Raw genomic sequence first — 16,004 nt, forward strand, 5'->3', positions numbered from 1 at the left:
TCGAGTCGCGGACGACCCACCAAGATTCTAAAAAAATCCCGGTCATCACTGACCGGGATTTTTTTATTCTCTAAAGGAATTATATATTAAAAATATCGAATTCCCGAATGATATGATTAATGGCGAATACGGTTCCAGGCATCACGTGAAGCATGTTTTGCTTCTTCCCAAGACAGACGTGATTCAGCTTTAGTCTGTTCCCATTTAGTGCGCAAATCTGGCTCAGCATCTTCAAAACGCGCATCTGGGCCATAAGCTGAACGATTTTCATAGCCCACTCGGTATGCACCACGATAATCGCGGTCATAATCCAGATCCGGATGAGTATTTCTTGTGGCAGAGTAGTAAGGCTGATTTATACTATTTTCACGCCAGTAAGCATCTTCAACCGTTGGGTCCATTGCTTCACCAGCTGCATGGCCAGCTAATCCGCCTACGACGGCACCCACTGCACCGCCGACTACAGTACCCACTGGTCCTGCTGCACTACCAATTGCAGCGCCTGCGGCTGCACCACCTGTTGCACCTAAGCCTGTTCCTACTGGATGAGAACCTGGCTCACCTGTAATTGGATCAGCATTTAAATCTTTTTTTACATCATCCGATGCATGTTTAATACGATCGCGGTCATAATCTGAAGTCGCCATCATCATTCTCCTTATAATAATATTGTGATTCTGGAAGTCTGCCGCTATGGTCAGATTTCCTGTTCGCTCGTTAAGTACACATTCAGCTTAGAAGGCATTTATGTAAAAAAACAGGCTTAAATAAAGAGCTTTCAGTTAAGCAATATTGTAGAAAGTAAAAAAAATTAGCAAAAATTACCTGTAAGATTTAAAAGCTTACGCATTTTTACTCAACCATTCACAACCTCTATTTTTCCCCCTACTTCTCTTCTTATTTTTTATAAAAATAAAAAGCCCAGCAATAAGCCGGACTTTTCAGGTATGAAAATTTATTTTAAGACAGCATGGTAATTACTGATAAATAAAATTATTTATTTAAAATAAGATAACTACCAAATAAGGTAAAAATACCACCTGAAATACCGTCAATCCATTTGGCAGCACGCTGGTATGCCCGCTTGAAGGAAGGCAAGGAGAAAACAAAAGCTACAAATAAAAACCAGATTGCTGTCTCGACCGTTACCAGCAGGAGTAACCACCCATGTGCATGATCCAGAGCTGGATTGGCCAGAAAAAGTGAAAATACGCTACCAAAATATATAATGGCTTTTGGATTAGACAGATTGGTCAATAATCCCCGGAGGAAAAAACTCAAAGGGCTCTGAGGCAGGGAAATCTGTACAGGCTGGGTATTTTCTTCTTTACGAAAGGCTGAACGCAGCATCTGAAAGCCTAACCAGCATAGATAAATTCCACCTGCGACCAATAAGGCATGTTTTAGCCAGGCCATTTTTTCAAATAAAATATTCAGACCCAGCAAGGCCAATAATGACCAGATCATGACACTTACACTGATACCTGCCACCACAGCAAATGTCTCCATCCGAGATTTACTGATTGCAGTTTGGGAAACCAGAAAAAAATCTGGTCCGGGCGTGATCAGGGCACAAAAATGGATAAAAATTAGTGTTCCGAGCGCAATTAACATTATGTATTTACCTGTAACCTGCATGTCTTTAGAACAAGAATACGCTGTATCCTGATCTGTTTATAAAAATTCTTCAAGCACCGAGTTTAAAAAAAGATGGCCATGTGCTGTACAGGCGAGTTGTTCAGTATTTTCTGAAAACAAATGACGTTGCCGTAATGAATCCAGCTTGGCCTGTATTTTTTCCAGTTCATAACCGGTTCTTTCTTTATAGAACCGGGCTGGCACGCCTTCATTTAAACGCAAGGCATTCATCATAAATTCAAAGGGCATGTCTTCAGGCTCAATCTTTTTAAATTGTAAGTGTTCAGCAGGTATTTTGGCCAGATAATCTTTAGGTAAGCGGGTCTTCTGAAACCGGTAAACTCCGTCTTGCAGACTGACTTTAGCATGTGCCCCTGCTCCGATTGCCAAGTAATCTCCAAATTGCCAGTAATTCATATTGTGTGCAGAAGGCTGTTCTTTACGCCATGCCGAAATTTCATACTGTATGAATCCATGTGCCTTAAGATATGCTTCACCCTGTTCCTGAATGTGCTCTAGTACACTCTCTACCGGCAATACTGGTTGAGTCCGGAAAAATACTGTATTCGGCTCAATCGTCAACTGATACCAGCTGATATGGGTGGCTCCGTTTTCAACAGCCAGACGTAGATCTGTTAGAGCCTGCTCTAGCGTTTGTTGTGGCAGGCCATGCATCAAGTCAATATTGATGCGTTTAAAACCGGCTTCTTGTGCCTGATGTATAGCATTTATAGCGTTCTCAACACTATGAATCCGTCCCAGTTGTTTCAGATGCTGCTCATTAAACGTCTGCACTCCAATGGATAAGCGATTAATACCAGCCGCAAGATAGCCGGCAAAAGGATCATGTTCTACTGTTCCCGGATTAGCTTCCAGCGTAATTTCACATTGCTCTTCAAAAGGCAGTAAACCATTTAGCTGCTGAAACAGCCACTGGTAACCTGAAGCTGATATCAGTGACGGGGTTCCACCGCCAATAAATATGCTATGGAGTTTGCGGCCCTGTGCAAAGTGGAGCTGTGTTTTAAAGTCTTCCACCAATGCTTGCAAATATTCCTGTTCCAGTTCCAGAGATAATTTTCCATCGGGTACAGCATGTGAGTTAAAGTCACAATAAGGACACTTTCGCACACACCAAGGCATATGGATATAAAGTGAAAGTGGAATACATGAAGGATCTAGGCTACTCAAAAATTTTTCTCGGAGAAGGATGGAGCGTCTTACAATTTTAACATGACTGCATCATTGTACTTAACGCAATTCACATGAAAATCTCCTACACTCTTTTGTAACATCGAGAATAAATAATGAATTCAATATGATGAAAATATCGAGTCAACTTTTATTATTATTTCCCCTGACTTTGGCCATCGGGGTAATGCTGACCATACAAACTGCATTAAATACCCAGATGCGTATGTATTTGCATTCACCACTCCAGCCGGCTTTCTTTTCTTTTTTAATTGGAACAATTGTACTGGCGGTAATGGTGATGTTGCAGTCTGCACCCAAACCGCAATTACATGAACTTGCCCAGATTCCTTGGCATTTATGGTTAGGCGGACTGATTGGGGTTTATGCTATTAGCATGAGCATTTATACTGCCCCCAAAATGGGTTTTCTCATTCTCTCCGGACTGGTTATTTTCGGGCAACTGCTCATGTCAATGTTACTTGACCATTTTGGCTGGTTAGGCGTAGAGAAAAATCCGATTAACTGGCAGCGTTTACTGGGTGCAATTGTTATTTTCATAGGTGTATTACTGACACTGCAACGCTAGTCTGCCGCTTACCCCATATGAGTAAAATTAGTGTCTATTGCTACCACTACACGCTTTGAAATCAAGAAACTCTTTCAGTTGATGTTGCCTATTCTGGTTACTCAGTTTGCTCAGGCCGGTCTTGGCCTGATCGATACCATCATGGCAGGTCATTTATCTCCTACTGACTTGGCAGCAATTGCAGTAGGAGTCGGTTTATGGATTCCAATCATGTTGCTGTTTAGCGGTATTATGATTGCGACTACTCCTTTGGTAGCTGAGGCCAACGGCGCACGCGATTTTAATAATATTCCTACCATTGCCCGCCAGTCATTATGGATGGCTTTCATGCTGGGCATACTGGCAATGCTGGTGTTACAGTTGATGCCATTTTTACTGCCTCTATTTGGAGTTCCTGAAAATCTGCAACCCAAAGCTGGCCTGTTTCTCCATGCCATTGGCTTTGGCATGCCAGCAGTCACCATGTATGCAGCCCTAAGAGGTTACTCGGAGGCATTAGGTTATCCGCGTCCAGTCACAGCAATCAGCCTGCTGGCTCTATTGGTCTTGGTGCCTTTAAACATGATTTTTATGTACGGCTTGGGTCCTATTCCTGCTTTAGGTAGCGCCGGTTGCGGCTTTGCCACTTCTATCTTGCAATGGCTGATGTTGATTGCACTAGCGGGCTACATCTATAAGGGGCGTGCTTACCGCAAGACCCAGGTGTTTAGCCAGTGGGAAAAATTTAATCCGGTCTGGGCCAAGCGTATCTTGAAACTGGGTTTCCCGATTGGTCTGGCTATTTTTTTTGAAGTAAGTATTTTCAGTACTGGAGCAATCATATTAAGCCCACTGGGAGAAACTGTTGTGGCCGCACATCAGATTGCTATTTCCGTGACCTCGCAGCTATTTATGATTCCCATGTCCCTGGCCATTGCACTGACTATCCGGGTAGGCATGTATTATGGTGAAAAGAACTGGCATGCCATGCGCAAGGTACAACACCTCGGTTTAATTACCGCGACTGTATTTGCAGTATTGACCATGCTGGTTATGTGGATTTTCCGCTCAGAGATTGTCGCTGTTTATACCCGGGATCTTGCTGTTACCCATATGGCCCTATATCTGATCCTGTTTGCGATTGCCTATCAGCTGATGGATGCATGGCAGGTCAGCGCTGCAGGTTGCCTGCGTGGAATGCAAGACACTAAAGGCCCAATGTGGATTACTCTTCTGGCTTATTGGGTAATTGCCTTCCCTGTGGGTATTTATCTTGCCCGTTTTACCAGTATGGGAGCTGCTGGAGTCTGGACCGGACTAATAGTAGGTTTGAGCGTTGCATGCGTTCTTCTGCTGCTACGTCTTTATATGAATAATAAACGGCTAAAATTAAGTACCTCCACTGTTTAACCGTATTTCCATCATGCTCTTAACCAGCCACACCGGCTGGTTTTTTAACTTTAAAAATAAAGATAGCCTGTTTTTATAAAGGTGTTTAATTAAGACCTAAAAAGTAAATCTATAAACAATAATAAGATCAGCTTTTTTCTGTTATGTGTTCTTACAGGAACTGAACAATTTCAACTAGGCAACTTTTCTATTGTCCCCTATGATCAAATAATTCATTCACTTTATTTTAATGATTGAGGTCTAGTACCGATGGCTAAGAATGCAAGCTCGCCCGGCCGGCGTTTTATGAAACTTGCCGGCATGACCGCCAGTATTGCGACCCGAAGTGTATCTAATTCTATTCGTAATATCCGGGCAGATGAAGAACAAAAACAGGCCGCCAGAAGCCAGCTGTTTCAAGATATTGGAGTTCAGATTGCCAACACCTTGGGAGAGATGAAAGGCGCTGTCATGAAAGTTGGGCAAATTGCATCTCAATATAAAGATATTTTCCCGCCCGAGGTGGCTAAGGCCATTTCAAAATTACAGCGTCAGGCTCCTCCCATGCCTTTTCCGGCCATACAGAAACAGCTAGAAAAAGAGCTGGGACAACCGATTGATAATCTGTTTACATCTTTTGATCGGGAACCTTTTGCGGCAGCATCAATTGGTCAGGTACATAAGGCAATATTACCTAATGGCGAGCAGGTCGTAGTCAAAGTGCAATATCCAGGTGTGGATGAAGCCTGTGAAAGTGATTTAAAACAGGTTCGGCTGGCTTTACGCCTGATGGGTGTTTTAAAAATCGATAAAAAACTTCAGGACCGGCTGTTTGCAGAAATTCAAGACAGTCTAAATGCTGAACTTAATTATGAAATTGAAGCACAGAACCTGACTGTGTTTAAGACCTTTCATGAAGCCCTAGATGAAAAAATTATTATCCCACGTGTCTATCCACAATATTCTACCCGTCGAGTACTGACTTTAAGCCTAGAACAGGGCGAATCTATAGAAACTGCCAGTACCTGGCCGCAGGATGTCCGTAATCAACTTGGCCGACGCCTGGTCCGCGCGCTAGGACAAGAAATTTTCTATCTTAAACGTTTTCATTGTGACCCACATCCGGGTAACTTTGCATTCCGTGAAGATGGCCATGTCATTGTTTATGATTATGGCGGAGTAAAGACTTTAAATACTGAAATTATTGAACACTTTAAAACTTTGATCAATGCTGCACGCCAACATGATATTGATACGCTTGAAGACCAGTTAATTACTTTAAATGCACTTTCAGAAAAAGGAAAATTTCCAAAAGAACTATATGAAGAATGGCTAGATGTGCTACTTAGACCATTAACTATCCAGTATGATTTTGCTGAAAACTCTGCCCATCATGACGGGGTATTACTGGTGAAAAAGTCGCTAAAATACTGGGACCTGTTTAAGCCTTCACCGGATACTCTTATGGTGAACCGGACAATCTCCGGGCATTACTGGAATTTGATCCAGCTCAAAGTAAATGATGATTTAAGTGATTTATTTGAAGAACTGGTCGCCTCAGATCAACAAGATAAACTTTAAAATTGTTCTATTGCCCTGTTTGAATATGTAATTTAAATAGGGTGATGACTTGAAAATAATTATAAAGCCCCTATATATTGTTATATTATAACATTTCATTTAGCTATGGAGTTTACCATGCGTAAAGATATCCACCCTGAATATCAGGAAGTATTATTTCACGATACCAACGCTGATGTATATTTTGTCATTGGTAGTACCATGAAGCCGAAGCAGACCAAAGAATATGAAGGCAAAACCTATCCATACGTTACCTTAGATATTTCGAGTGCCTCTCATCCGTTCTATACAGGTGAAGTTCGTCAGGTCGGCAACGAAGGCCGTATTGCAAGCTTTAATAAACGTTTTGGACGTTTTAAACGCAGCAATTAAGCAGTAATAATTTTTAAATTGAATTCTTCTTATTTGAAGTCTAAGTCATTGCTCTCCTCCACTTAGACTTCTTTTTTACTTATCGATTATCTAATAAGAACTGGAACAGATAGAATCCTGCTGTCAGTAAGAGCACACCCATGATTAAACTCGACAGACTATAGGCAAGCCCCATTGCTATTTCATTCTGTCGCAACAACTGAAAAGTTTCCAGACCAAAGCTTGAGAATGTGGTAAAGCCGCCCAGTATACCCACCATCAGGAAAAGCCGTGTTTCCTGTTGTAGAACTGCGTATTTCTGGCTAATAGCAAAAAATATGCCTGCACAAAAACAACCTAACAGATTAATCCACCAGGTTGCCCAAGGAAATAAACTGCCTGTCTGGCTGAGTGATAATGTCATGCCATAACGCAGGCTTGCACCTATTGCCCCACCGCAGGCAACCAATAACCAGTTCATAATGATATATAGCTGATGTGGATAAGCCCTATTTTATCCACAAACTCAAAAAATATTCATTAAAAATTTGCCTTGAGAGGCTACACATAGCTCGTTAAATTCTGCATAAATCAGGAAAAATACTCATAAAAGCGCTATGCTAGGTTGCTTAATTCTTTATAGGGAATAGGACTTATGGCCCAGGAACTTCTTGAACAGCTACAGGCTGGCCAGGCAAATTTTACAGATGTCATCGCTTATATAGACTCTCGTTATATTCATAACCCGACTGCTTTTCGTAACGGCGCACAGCATAATGCAGCGACAGAAAATCAGGGTAGTGCCAAAGTCTTGAGTTTTGCCAAACTCAACAGTCTAAGTCAGGAACAGACCTTAGCTTTATTTGCTGAGCACTACGCAGCAGTCTTAGCAACCCCTGAAGGTACAGATCATCAGAATATCCGGCAGTTTATGCAACATGGCTGGGATGAAGTACAGTTTCAAGCCGAAGTTTTGCAAGCCAGGTAAATGTTGAAAAAAGGACCTCATGGTCCTTTTTTATTCTGGCCGCTCATTAAATTGTGGTAAACCATCACAAATAGTCTCCCACTCTGCTTTAGAGCCAACAAAAATATGTTTCCCTGGTCGCGTCTGGATCGGCGTATCTAACGTACCAATTCTAAGACGGTAAAAATCAGGAGTATCACTTTTAATACTGATAATTGGCGAGCCACACACACCACAGAAACAGCGTTCGGTCGTTGATGAAGACTGATATTTTTTTAAAAGGTTCTCACCCTGTATCCATTTAAACTGCTGTATAGGAACTGGTGCATTGGTCGCAAAGGCCGTACCATTGGCTTTACGGCATTTCTGGCAATGACAATAAATAATTTCATCAAGTTCAGTTTCAATTTCATAGCGAATCCCTTGACACAAACAGCTTCCCTTTAGGCTCATTCTAGTTCTCCATCACAAATTCTATTATCAGTACATACTATGAACTCTGTTGTTCCATCAGATAGGTATGCACACCTTCACCAGCAGCCCGGCCAGTAGCAAAACATGCTGTCAGTAAATAGCCCCCGGTTGGCGCATCCCAGTCTAGCATTTCACCACAGCAAAACACATGTGGCTTTGATTTTAGTTGCAGCCTTGCGGTCAGGGCATTCTGTTTTATACCACCAGCACAACTGATAGCTTCTTCAATCGGCCGGAAACCCTCCAGGACTACTTTCAAATGTTTGACCTGCCAAGCGAGCTGTACAGGATCTTTCCATAAGGTTTTATCGACCAGTTCACGAATCAGACCAGCTTTGGCTGCATCTAGGCCCGCCTTACGCCAGACATTACTCAGTGACTGCTTTCCTGACTGTAATTTTTTTATTAACTGTTCGTTATCTACATCGGGTAATAAATCCAGATACAGAGTTACAGGCTGCTGTTGCCGCTGTAACTTGCGTAAGGCCGGTCCGTGCTTGTAAATAAGGCCACTTTCCAGACCATAATGGGAAATTACGACATCACCCTGAGCTCTGTGTTTAGGGCTTACCCATGCTTCTACCCGCTTTAAAGGCTGGCCAAATAAAGGTTGCATAAAACTGGACCACGTTCTGACCACACCTGCATTGCTAGGTTGAAAAGGCTCAATTTGCTCTCTATCAAGCCAAGCCTGCCACTTGCCATCGCTACCTAGCTGTGGCCACGATACCGCGCCACAGGCCAAAATAATCGCGTCAAACTCCAGCTGAAAAGGCGTATTCTCAGGTTGTTTTAAATCCAGAAGTTGCACCTGTTTAGCCTTGAGACCTAAACACTGATGACGGTAATGAAAGTGTATGCCTTGCTGGTCCAAGCGTGTTAACCAGGCACGGAGCAGAGGCGCAGCTTTCATCTCTACGGGAAAAATTCGGCCAGAAGAACCAATATAGGACGCTATACCGAGTTCAGCCATCCAGTTCTGAATCCAGTGTGCATCCCAGCGCTGTATCCAGGGATACAGCCATTCAGGGTGATCATAGCGCTGGATAAATTCAGTAAGAGGCTCAGCATGAGAAATATTTAATCCGGTTTTCCCCGCCATTAAAAATTTTCGCGCAGCTGAGGGTTTCTGCTCAAATACATGAATCTCATAGGCATACCGGCTCAATACTTCTGCCGCCATTAACCCTGCCGGACCTGCCCCTATAATTGCAATACGTTTAGCCAACATCACTTTTTCCCTGTAATGGCAAAAAGTCATCAAAACGGGTGGAATAACCACAATGTTTGGTAATTATCAATTGCTGGCATGATTCACCACGCTCGAGATACTTGATTTCAAAATGTGTGCGTGCTGACTCTGGTCTAATCTGTTCTTTTTCATAGGACAACTGCCAAAGTTGCTGTAACTGCTGCTCAGCTTCCTCAATATACTCAGGAATATTGCTGGCCAGTGTGATGGTACCTTCCGGCTTGAGACGCGACAGTAAAAATTCAAAAAATGGCATATTTACCCAGCGTTGTGCCGGATTATGCGGTTCAGGATTCGGATATAAAATAAAGAATTGTTCAACCTGCTCCGGATACAGAGCATGAACTATCCATGGAATGGCGTCTGCATGTACTGGAGTCAGATTTTGTTGACCTTCGAGCTGATGCTGCTTTTGCATGGCCCAAAATTTTTCCCGGGTCCGTTCAATGGCAAACAGGCGCTGCTCAGGATACTGACCACTAAATAATAAGGCGTGTTTTCCTTTACCTGCCCCGATTTCAACACAAAGTGGCTGCTGATTAGGCGCTAAAAAATCACGTGGCGCATGCATACGATGGGCTTGAAATTGACGAATCGGCATATTCACATCAAACTATGGAGAATTTGGCACAAGTCTATCAAGAGCTGATTACTTTGCCTAATAATCCTAGGCTCTCTACTGAAAGGATATTGATTATGCAGCAGCGTACCTTCCCTTGCCCACGCTGTGGTAAACCTGCCACATGGGAAAATAATGACTTCCGGCCTTTTTGTTCAGAACGATGTAAAATGATTGATTTAGGTGCGTGGGCCAATGAAGAATATCGTGTACCAACACAGGATTCACCCAGCCGACAGGATTCCAGTTTTGAAGATGACTAAGCATCAGCTCATACAGCCAGTCGAGTTGCTAATATAAGCCAAGCTGCCCTACAGTACGCACTTATACTTCTGTTCTTTTAGTTTTAACATTTTGCATGAGATTGCTCCAACAAGTGTATAAAATAACTTACAGATATTAATGAATAAATTTTTATCAATATTTATAAGTCTACTGCTTTTATGAATACTGCTTAAAAATAGTTACCACCTTAATAATCAAGTTAAATACTTGCTTAGGCAGTGATAAATATTCTACTTTTTGAATTATTCCACTGCCAAAAACCTCTATCACTCTACTGATTATATTTTTTAGTTTTATAATATACTGATCTAAAAAATTAAATATTGTTTGAGTATAGTTTGAATAAAGCTGATGCGCATGATAAAAGCTAAATCTCTTATAGATTGATTATCATAAATACTGGCTAATACTATTGCTCAAACTGGATTCTTTAACCAGTTTATAATAATAAAATTTCCTTATATTAAATATTTTATAAAAGTTACTTATATGTGTTTTATATACTTTTTCTTCCCTAAATTTTACTCAAAAAGTAGCTATAAAGCTGGAATAAAGGTTTAACTAAGCTTCATAAAATTAATTTTACTTTTACAATGTATCTACTTTGTATATCTAAAATCTATTCTTTTAAGCTTTTTAAACAAAAAGTTATGTTATTTCAATAGACTCTAAACATCTGGTTATAAATTAAACATTTACTTTTTTAATTCAATATTTTTCTTAATAAAACCAAACATATATTTAAATTCAAGTTATAACATGCATAATTTCTCTTTTAGAAACTTTATTCTATCTCCTTATTATGTCTTTATATCAATTACTTAAAATTCTATTTTTTATCTTTGTATTGCTGGCTATATTTTTTATTGGTTTAGGTATATATGCCTTAGATACAACACTTATTTTAATTGCATTCTTATTGGCTACAGTTGCAGTTCTCATTGGCCTAGAAACTAAACAGATTCTTACCAATCCATTTAGAAAGAAGTGAGCAGAAGCTTACTTCTTTCTTGGCTTGATTAACCTGCTTTACCTGCTAAAAATGGGTTATGTTGTTTTTCAAAACCAATTGTACTCATCGGACCATGGCCACAGATAAACTGTGTATCATCTGGTAAAGTAAAACACTCCCGCTGGATTGAATCCAGAAGTTGCTGATGGTTACCCTTTGGAAAATCAGTTCGTCCAATCGAACCTTTAAACAACACGTCTCCCGTCCAGAGCAGGCCATGCTGTGCATTGTAGAAAATTACGTGACCTGGTGTATGTCCGGGTGTGAAGCGTACCTCAAATTCATTTTTACCCAGTTTAAGTGTTTCGCCCCCTTCCAGCCATTGGTCTACCTTAACAGGCTGCGGTATAGGAAAACCATAACGTGCGGAAACTTCTTGAATCATATCGAGCCAGAACTGGTCTTCCTTATGCGGTCCAATTACCGGCACATCCCACGTATTGGCCAGCTCTCCTACTGCACCGGCATGATCAAGATGACCGTGTGTCAGCCACAGTGCTTTAACATTTATGCCCAATGCCTCGACCTCTGCCTTTAGCTTTTCGGCATCGCCACCCGCATCAATCAATATGGCTTCTTTAGTTTCTGCATCCCAAACAATGGAACAGTTCTGGGCAAACGCAGTAACCGGAACAATTTTGACTTGCAACATGGTATACCTCTGGCTATATAGCTCTAGTTGGCTAGGGTTTGGGTTAATGTATCAAGATTAGCCTTAACCAGACTGGTGAGCAAATCCAGATGGTCTTCACGATTATTCAGCGCCGGAATATACGCATATTCTGCACCACCTGCATGCTTAAATGTTTCAGCATTTTCCATAGCCAGCTCTTCCAAGGTCTCCAGACAATCGGCAGAAAATGCAGGACTCATGACCTGAACTGATTTCACACCTTCTTGACCCCACTGTGCAAGTAGCTCATCAGTATAGGGCTTAATCCATTCCTGTTTACCAAAACGTGACTGGAAACTACAGGCCCATTCATGCGGCTGCAGATTCAGGCTTTCAGCTAAGCGCTGTGCAGTAATCCGGCAACGTTCTGCATAAGGGTCGCCCTTATCGGCATAGGGCTGTGGAATTCCATGAAATGACATTAATAGTTTTTCAGCACGTCCATATACAGATTGAAACTCACGTACACTATTTGCCAGTGATTCGATAAATAAGGGATGCTGATAATAATCACGGATAATAGTCAGACCCGGCAGATTACGCTGTTTGGGTATCCAGCGGGCTACTGCGTCATAAAGTGGTGCGGTAGAAGTCGCCGAATATTGCGGGAAAAGTGGAAAAAGAAGTATATGATCTTGTGGATCTGCCTGAAGTTTAGCCAGAACTTCATTAATACCCGGGTTACCATAGGTCATGGCAGGTATGATTTTGAGTTCAAACTGTGGATATACGCTACCAAGACGGCTTTGCATCTGTTCAACTTGTTTAAACAGGACTTCACGCATAGGAGAATCCTGATTCCATACCTGGGCATAGGCTTTTGCTACGCGCTTGGGACGAAATGGCAGCACAAAAAGATTGAGGATGGCTTGCCAGAGCAGTTTGGGAATCTCAATAACACGCTGATCAGACAAAAACTGTTTAAGAAAACGGCGTACTGCTGGAACAGTAGGTGCATCTGGAGTACCCAGATTGGCCAGAATAATTGTGACTTTAGCTTTAGAAGCAGGCGTCATAACAGGTTTTCCAAAGTAGACTAAAGCGATGATCTTGTTAATTTAACAGCTTTTTATATATCTTAAAAATTAATTAATACCTAGAACCATATTGGTAAATACGATCAAAATCTGTATGCTGATTTTCAATCAGTTTTTGGCCTTTAGGAGTAAGTTTCCATAACATGCGCTGTCGGTCATCACGGCCGCTAGGCATAATCCAACCATTTTGACGCATCTGTAATTTAATATTGTGCAAGGCACGGATATTAATCTGTGAACGTGCAACGGCATGAGCACGTGGCATTTCAAGGCGTGCTTCCGACAAACCAGTATCATTTAAATACTCATTTAAAGATTTAGAGAAATATTCTTCCGGAGTAGGAGATTTGAAGGTATTGCCCAGAACTGCCAGTAGTTGTGCCCAAGATAATTTACGCTGCAACTTTAGTTCTTTAAAATTACCATCCTGATAAGCATGCAACCGGTACTCAAAAGTGTAAATCTCACGTGGTCCGACTTTGGGCAAATCCAATAATGGGTCATGTTCACGTGTTCCCATTTCAGTTTCTAGCTGGGCAATTTTTTCTTTGAGCTGGTCAATTTCATCCTGCAAACGCTGAGTATTTTGCGGCCGTACCCAGCCTACCACGGGATAACGTTCAAGCATCTGTGGCATATTCAGACGCACCGCCATTTCCAGATCACGCAGAGTTCGGTAGCTGAAAACCTGATCCATATCCTGTTGTAGCTGTTTACGGAAATCTTTAAATTTTTCCCTTAATTCTGGTTTTTGATCATGCAATTCTTTTGCACGTGCTTCTGGCTGCTCGTGCATAAAGACAATAATCGGTTTCTGCTTGCTTACTGCATAGATATATTCAAGGTGCATATATCCCACGCCAGAGACAGACTGCTCACCATACTGGCTACCCAGTAAAATTACGACATAATCACAATCATCAATCTGCCGGCGGGCAAATGCTGTGGTCAAAGGTGTGCGTTGCTCGAGGCCCCAAGAAAAAAAACCCATCCCTACCAGAGTTTGTGCCAAGACGATGCGCTCAGGTTGCATATCACTACCCGAGGTCGATATGAATACTTGATAACGCTTATCGAGCATGGCATGTCCTCATTTTTTCATAATAGTTATCTTCGCTCAGCTTACTTTATTAAACTATAGCAAGAGTGCTAATTTCCCCAATAAAATTTAAAAAAATTACCAAAAATTCAACAATCTTTCTTAAAGTTTCAGATTTTGAACACTCCAGCTCAATGTAGGAGAAATTAAGTGCTGTAGGATAGGTTTCAAATTCTCAGCATTGTGACCACTGACATAACACTGAATCCGGGTTTCAGACTCAGAAGTCTGCTCACCAAGCAGTTCATTTTTTATCAGGATACGGGCTGTTTGTCGGGCCACGGCCTGTCCGGAATCAACTAAAGTAAGCTGTTGTCCGAATATGACCTGGATAGCCGGCTTTAGAAAAGGATAATGGGTACAACCCAATACCAGATGATCTGCCCCCTGCTCAACTACAGGCTGCAAAATTTTCTTAAGCGTATTCAGACACTGCTGGCTCATCTGTAGCCCCTGCTCAACCAGCGGAACCAACTCCAGACAGGTAATGGGTAAAACTTTAACTCCCGTGGGCATGGCAAAACGTTCAATTACGTCTTTAATCAGGTTTCCACGAAAAGTAGCCGGCGTAGCCAGAACAGCTACGACTTTTGTTTTGCTTTGTAATACTGCGGGTTTTAGGGCAGGCACTAGTCCAATAATCGGAAAAGACTCCCCATAATGCTCACGCAGGTAATCCAAGCTGAAGGCTGAAGCAGTATTACAGGCCACTACTGCCGCTTTGCAGCCTTGGCGATAAAGCCATTCAATCGCCTGTGCAGTCAGCTCACGGATATTTTGATCACTCCGCGGGCCATAGGGAACATGAGCAGTATCGGCATAATATAATATCTGTTCATTGGGCAAATGCCGGGCTATTTCCTGGGCTACTGACAGCCCGCCAATTCCCGAGTCAAAGATCCCAATGGGTGCATCCTTCGAAGCATGTGGCATAGGGTTAACAAGAGTATAAAGGGGCTGTATGGCTGTCATGCGGGTTATTAGCAGTTCAGGAAATTCAGCTATAAAGCTTAAACCTCAGGTGCCTAATTGCAAGTGTAAATCACCACTTTGTAGATGCAAAATAGTCTTTCCCTCAGCATTTTCTTCAAGTTCACCATATTGAACCAAATGATAGAAACTTTGACGCTGAATCAGGGCATTGATTCCAAAGCGTACATGTACATAAGGTCGTAACTCACCCTCATATTCACGCATAAAAATTGGATGATCTTCATCAACAATTACCACATCCTGATTAGTAGTGGTTAGCTCTATATATTGTTTACCATTGAGCTTGATCTGGTTCACCTGATTAACAAATAACGGTTCATCCTCTACTTTAATCTCAATCTGCTCGGCCGGAGTTTTTAAATAAAACTGATCATTCTCTTTCCAGAGCACACTTGAAAACAGGTCTAAAAGTGACTGTCGCTTAATCAATTGACCTTCGTGCCACCATTCTCCATTGGCTTTTACACTTAAATCCATTTTGCCACAACGCTTTGGCTGCCACTGGTCAACTGGAGGAATTGACCTTTTGTGACTTTGCTGTGCATCTTTTATGTATTGTGCAAGGCTCAGTAAGTTTTTATCATCTTTTTGTGGCGATTCTTTCAGCTCTTCGAGCGAATTATTTTGTTTTACCATGGTTTATGCCTTGCTGACGGGAAATTAATACGACTCAGCCAATTGGCTTGATCAAGGTTTGAAACTATACTAGCCCAAACTATATTAAGACACGTTATGCAATTTGTGTCTCACAATCAAGAACACTCATGGCAGCGCCGAATTTTTCCAAGGATTACGGTGGCCACCCCCCTAGCGATATGAGGAGTCCTACATGGAACACATCGAACGTGAATCGATGGAGTTTGACGTAGTGATCG

18 protein-coding genes are annotated in these 16,004 nt (G+C 41.8%); 6 read left to right on the top strand and 12 right to left on the bottom strand.

Annotated features, from left to right (window positions below):
- Positions 1 to 116 precede the first annotated feature (116 nt).
- From B3R63_RS11690 to hemW, 3 genes are all read right to left on the bottom strand, one after another.
- Complete coding sequence (locus tag B3R63_RS11690; protein WP_005405965.1) at positions 117 to 650, bottom strand: glycine zipper domain-containing protein; 534 nt, start codon at positions 648 to 650, stop codon at positions 117 to 119.
- A 343-nt stretch (positions 651 to 993) separates the two neighbouring features.
- Positions 994 to 1,614: a threonine export protein RhtC gene (rhtC, locus tag B3R63_RS11695; RefSeq protein ID WP_005405878.1), complete on the bottom strand. Its 621-nt coding sequence runs from the start codon at positions 1,612 to 1,614 to the stop codon at positions 994 to 996.
- 60 nt (positions 1,615 to 1,674) lie between these two features.
- Positions 1,675 to 2,829 (bottom strand): radical SAM family heme chaperone HemW, encoded by a 1,155-nt coding sequence (hemW, locus tag B3R63_RS11700; protein WP_286731272.1) that lies wholly within the window; start codon positions 2,827 to 2,829, stop codon positions 1,675 to 1,677.
- A 130-nt stretch (positions 2,830 to 2,959) separates the two neighbouring features.
- On the opposite strand from hemW, the gene B3R63_RS11705 reads away from it, so the two are divergent.
- The 4 genes from B3R63_RS11705 to B3R63_RS11720 all read left to right on the top strand — a co-directional run bounded on the left by B3R63_RS11705 (position 2,960) and on the right by B3R63_RS11720 (position 6,739).
- Positions 2,960 to 3,418 carry a DMT family transporter gene (locus B3R63_RS11705; RefSeq protein WP_213065939.1) on the top strand — a complete coding sequence of 153 codons (459 nt, stop codon included), beginning with the start codon at positions 2,960 to 2,962 and terminating at the stop codon, positions 3,416 to 3,418.
- 81 nt (positions 3,419 to 3,499) lie between these two features.
- Complete coding sequence (locus B3R63_RS11710; RefSeq protein ID WP_286731306.1) at positions 3,500 to 4,807, top strand: MATE family efflux transporter; 1,308 nt, start codon at positions 3,500 to 3,502, stop codon at positions 4,805 to 4,807.
- 249 nt (positions 4,808 to 5,056) lie between these two features.
- Entirely contained in the window at positions 5,057 to 6,367 is a 1,311-nt protein-coding gene (locus B3R63_RS11715; protein ID WP_286731273.1) for an ABC1 kinase family protein, read from the top strand.
- 117 nt (positions 6,368 to 6,484) lie between these two features.
- Complete coding sequence (locus B3R63_RS11720) at positions 6,485 to 6,739, top strand: type B 50S ribosomal protein L31 (RefSeq protein WP_005023174.1); 255 nt, start codon at positions 6,485 to 6,487, stop codon at positions 6,737 to 6,739.
- A 79-nt stretch (positions 6,740 to 6,818) separates the two neighbouring features.
- Here the strand turns inward: B3R63_RS11720 and crcB are convergent, their stop codons facing one another.
- Positions 6,819 to 7,199, bottom strand: coding sequence for a fluoride efflux transporter CrcB (gene crcB, locus B3R63_RS11725; RefSeq protein ID WP_265769513.1), 381 nt, complete (start codon positions 7,197 to 7,199; stop codon positions 6,819 to 6,821).
- A gap of 174 nt (positions 7,200 to 7,373) precedes the next feature.
- On the opposite strand from crcB, the gene B3R63_RS11730 reads away from it, so the two are divergent.
- Positions 7,374 to 7,706 (top strand): HopJ type III effector protein, encoded by a 333-nt coding sequence (locus B3R63_RS11730; RefSeq protein WP_005405674.1) that lies wholly within the window; start codon positions 7,374 to 7,376, stop codon positions 7,704 to 7,706.
- Between the two features lie 30 nt (positions 7,707 to 7,736).
- On the opposite strand, the gene B3R63_RS11735 is transcribed toward B3R63_RS11730, so the two are convergent.
- Genes B3R63_RS11735 through B3R63_RS11745 form a run of 3 tightly spaced genes read right to left on the bottom strand, consistent with a single transcriptional unit; the run spans position 7,737 to position 10,018 of the window.
- Entirely contained in the window at positions 7,737 to 8,138 is a 402-nt protein-coding gene (locus B3R63_RS11735) for a GFA family protein (RefSeq protein WP_005405796.1), read from the bottom strand.
- A gap of 37 nt (positions 8,139 to 8,175) precedes the next feature.
- On the bottom strand, positions 8,176 to 9,390 hold the full coding sequence (locus B3R63_RS11740; protein ID WP_286731279.1) for a TIGR03862 family flavoprotein: 1,215 nt from the start codon (positions 9,388 to 9,390) through the stop codon (positions 8,176 to 8,178).
- On the bottom strand, positions 9,380 to 10,018 hold the full coding sequence (locus tag B3R63_RS11745; RefSeq protein ID WP_286731282.1) for an SAM-dependent methyltransferase: 639 nt from the start codon (positions 10,016 to 10,018) through the stop codon (positions 9,380 to 9,382). The genes B3R63_RS11740 and B3R63_RS11745 overlap by 11 nt, the downstream gene beginning before the upstream one ends.
- Before the next feature lie 89 nt (positions 10,019 to 10,107).
- Here B3R63_RS11745 and B3R63_RS11750 point away from each other — a divergent pair, with 89 nt between their 5' ends.
- Positions 10,108 to 10,293, top strand: a complete 186-nt coding sequence (locus tag B3R63_RS11750) for a DNA gyrase inhibitor YacG (protein WP_286731284.1) — start codon at positions 10,108 to 10,110, stop codon at positions 10,291 to 10,293.
- Positions 10,294 to 11,334: 1,041 nt separating this feature from the next.
- Here B3R63_RS11750 and B3R63_RS11755 read toward each other — a convergent pair.
- The 5 genes from B3R63_RS11755 to B3R63_RS11775 all read right to left on the bottom strand — a co-directional run bounded on the left by B3R63_RS11755 (position 11,335) and on the right by B3R63_RS11775 (position 15,765).
- Positions 11,335 to 11,979 (bottom strand): MBL fold metallo-hydrolase, encoded by a 645-nt coding sequence (locus B3R63_RS11755; RefSeq protein ID WP_286731286.1) that lies wholly within the window; start codon positions 11,977 to 11,979, stop codon positions 11,335 to 11,337.
- Between the two features lie 23 nt (positions 11,980 to 12,002).
- Positions 12,003 to 13,016 (bottom strand): ferrochelatase, encoded by a 1,014-nt coding sequence (hemH, locus tag B3R63_RS11760; protein WP_005016868.1) that lies wholly within the window; start codon positions 13,014 to 13,016, stop codon positions 12,003 to 12,005.
- 73 nt (positions 13,017 to 13,089) lie between these two features.
- Positions 13,090 to 14,118, bottom strand: coding sequence for a DUF4062 domain-containing protein (locus B3R63_RS11765; RefSeq protein WP_005016874.1), 1,029 nt, complete (start codon positions 14,116 to 14,118; stop codon positions 13,090 to 13,092).
- 120 nt (positions 14,119 to 14,238) lie between these two features.
- Positions 14,239 to 15,108 carry a glutamate racemase gene (gene murI / locus B3R63_RS11770; RefSeq protein ID WP_286731289.1) on the bottom strand — a complete coding sequence of 290 codons (870 nt, stop codon included), beginning with the start codon at positions 15,106 to 15,108 and terminating at the stop codon, positions 14,239 to 14,241.
- Positions 15,109 to 15,153: 45 nt separating this feature from the next.
- Positions 15,154 to 15,765: a DUF1285 domain-containing protein gene (locus tag B3R63_RS11775; protein WP_286731291.1), complete on the bottom strand. Its 612-nt coding sequence runs from the start codon at positions 15,763 to 15,765 to the stop codon at positions 15,154 to 15,156.
- Between the last annotated feature and the right edge of the window lie 239 nt (positions 15,766 to 16,004).

The organism is Acinetobacter sp. UBA1297 (genome assembly GCF_002307755.1).
Taxonomy (GTDB): Bacteria; Pseudomonadota; Gammaproteobacteria; order Pseudomonadales; family Moraxellaceae; genus Acinetobacter; species Acinetobacter radioresistens.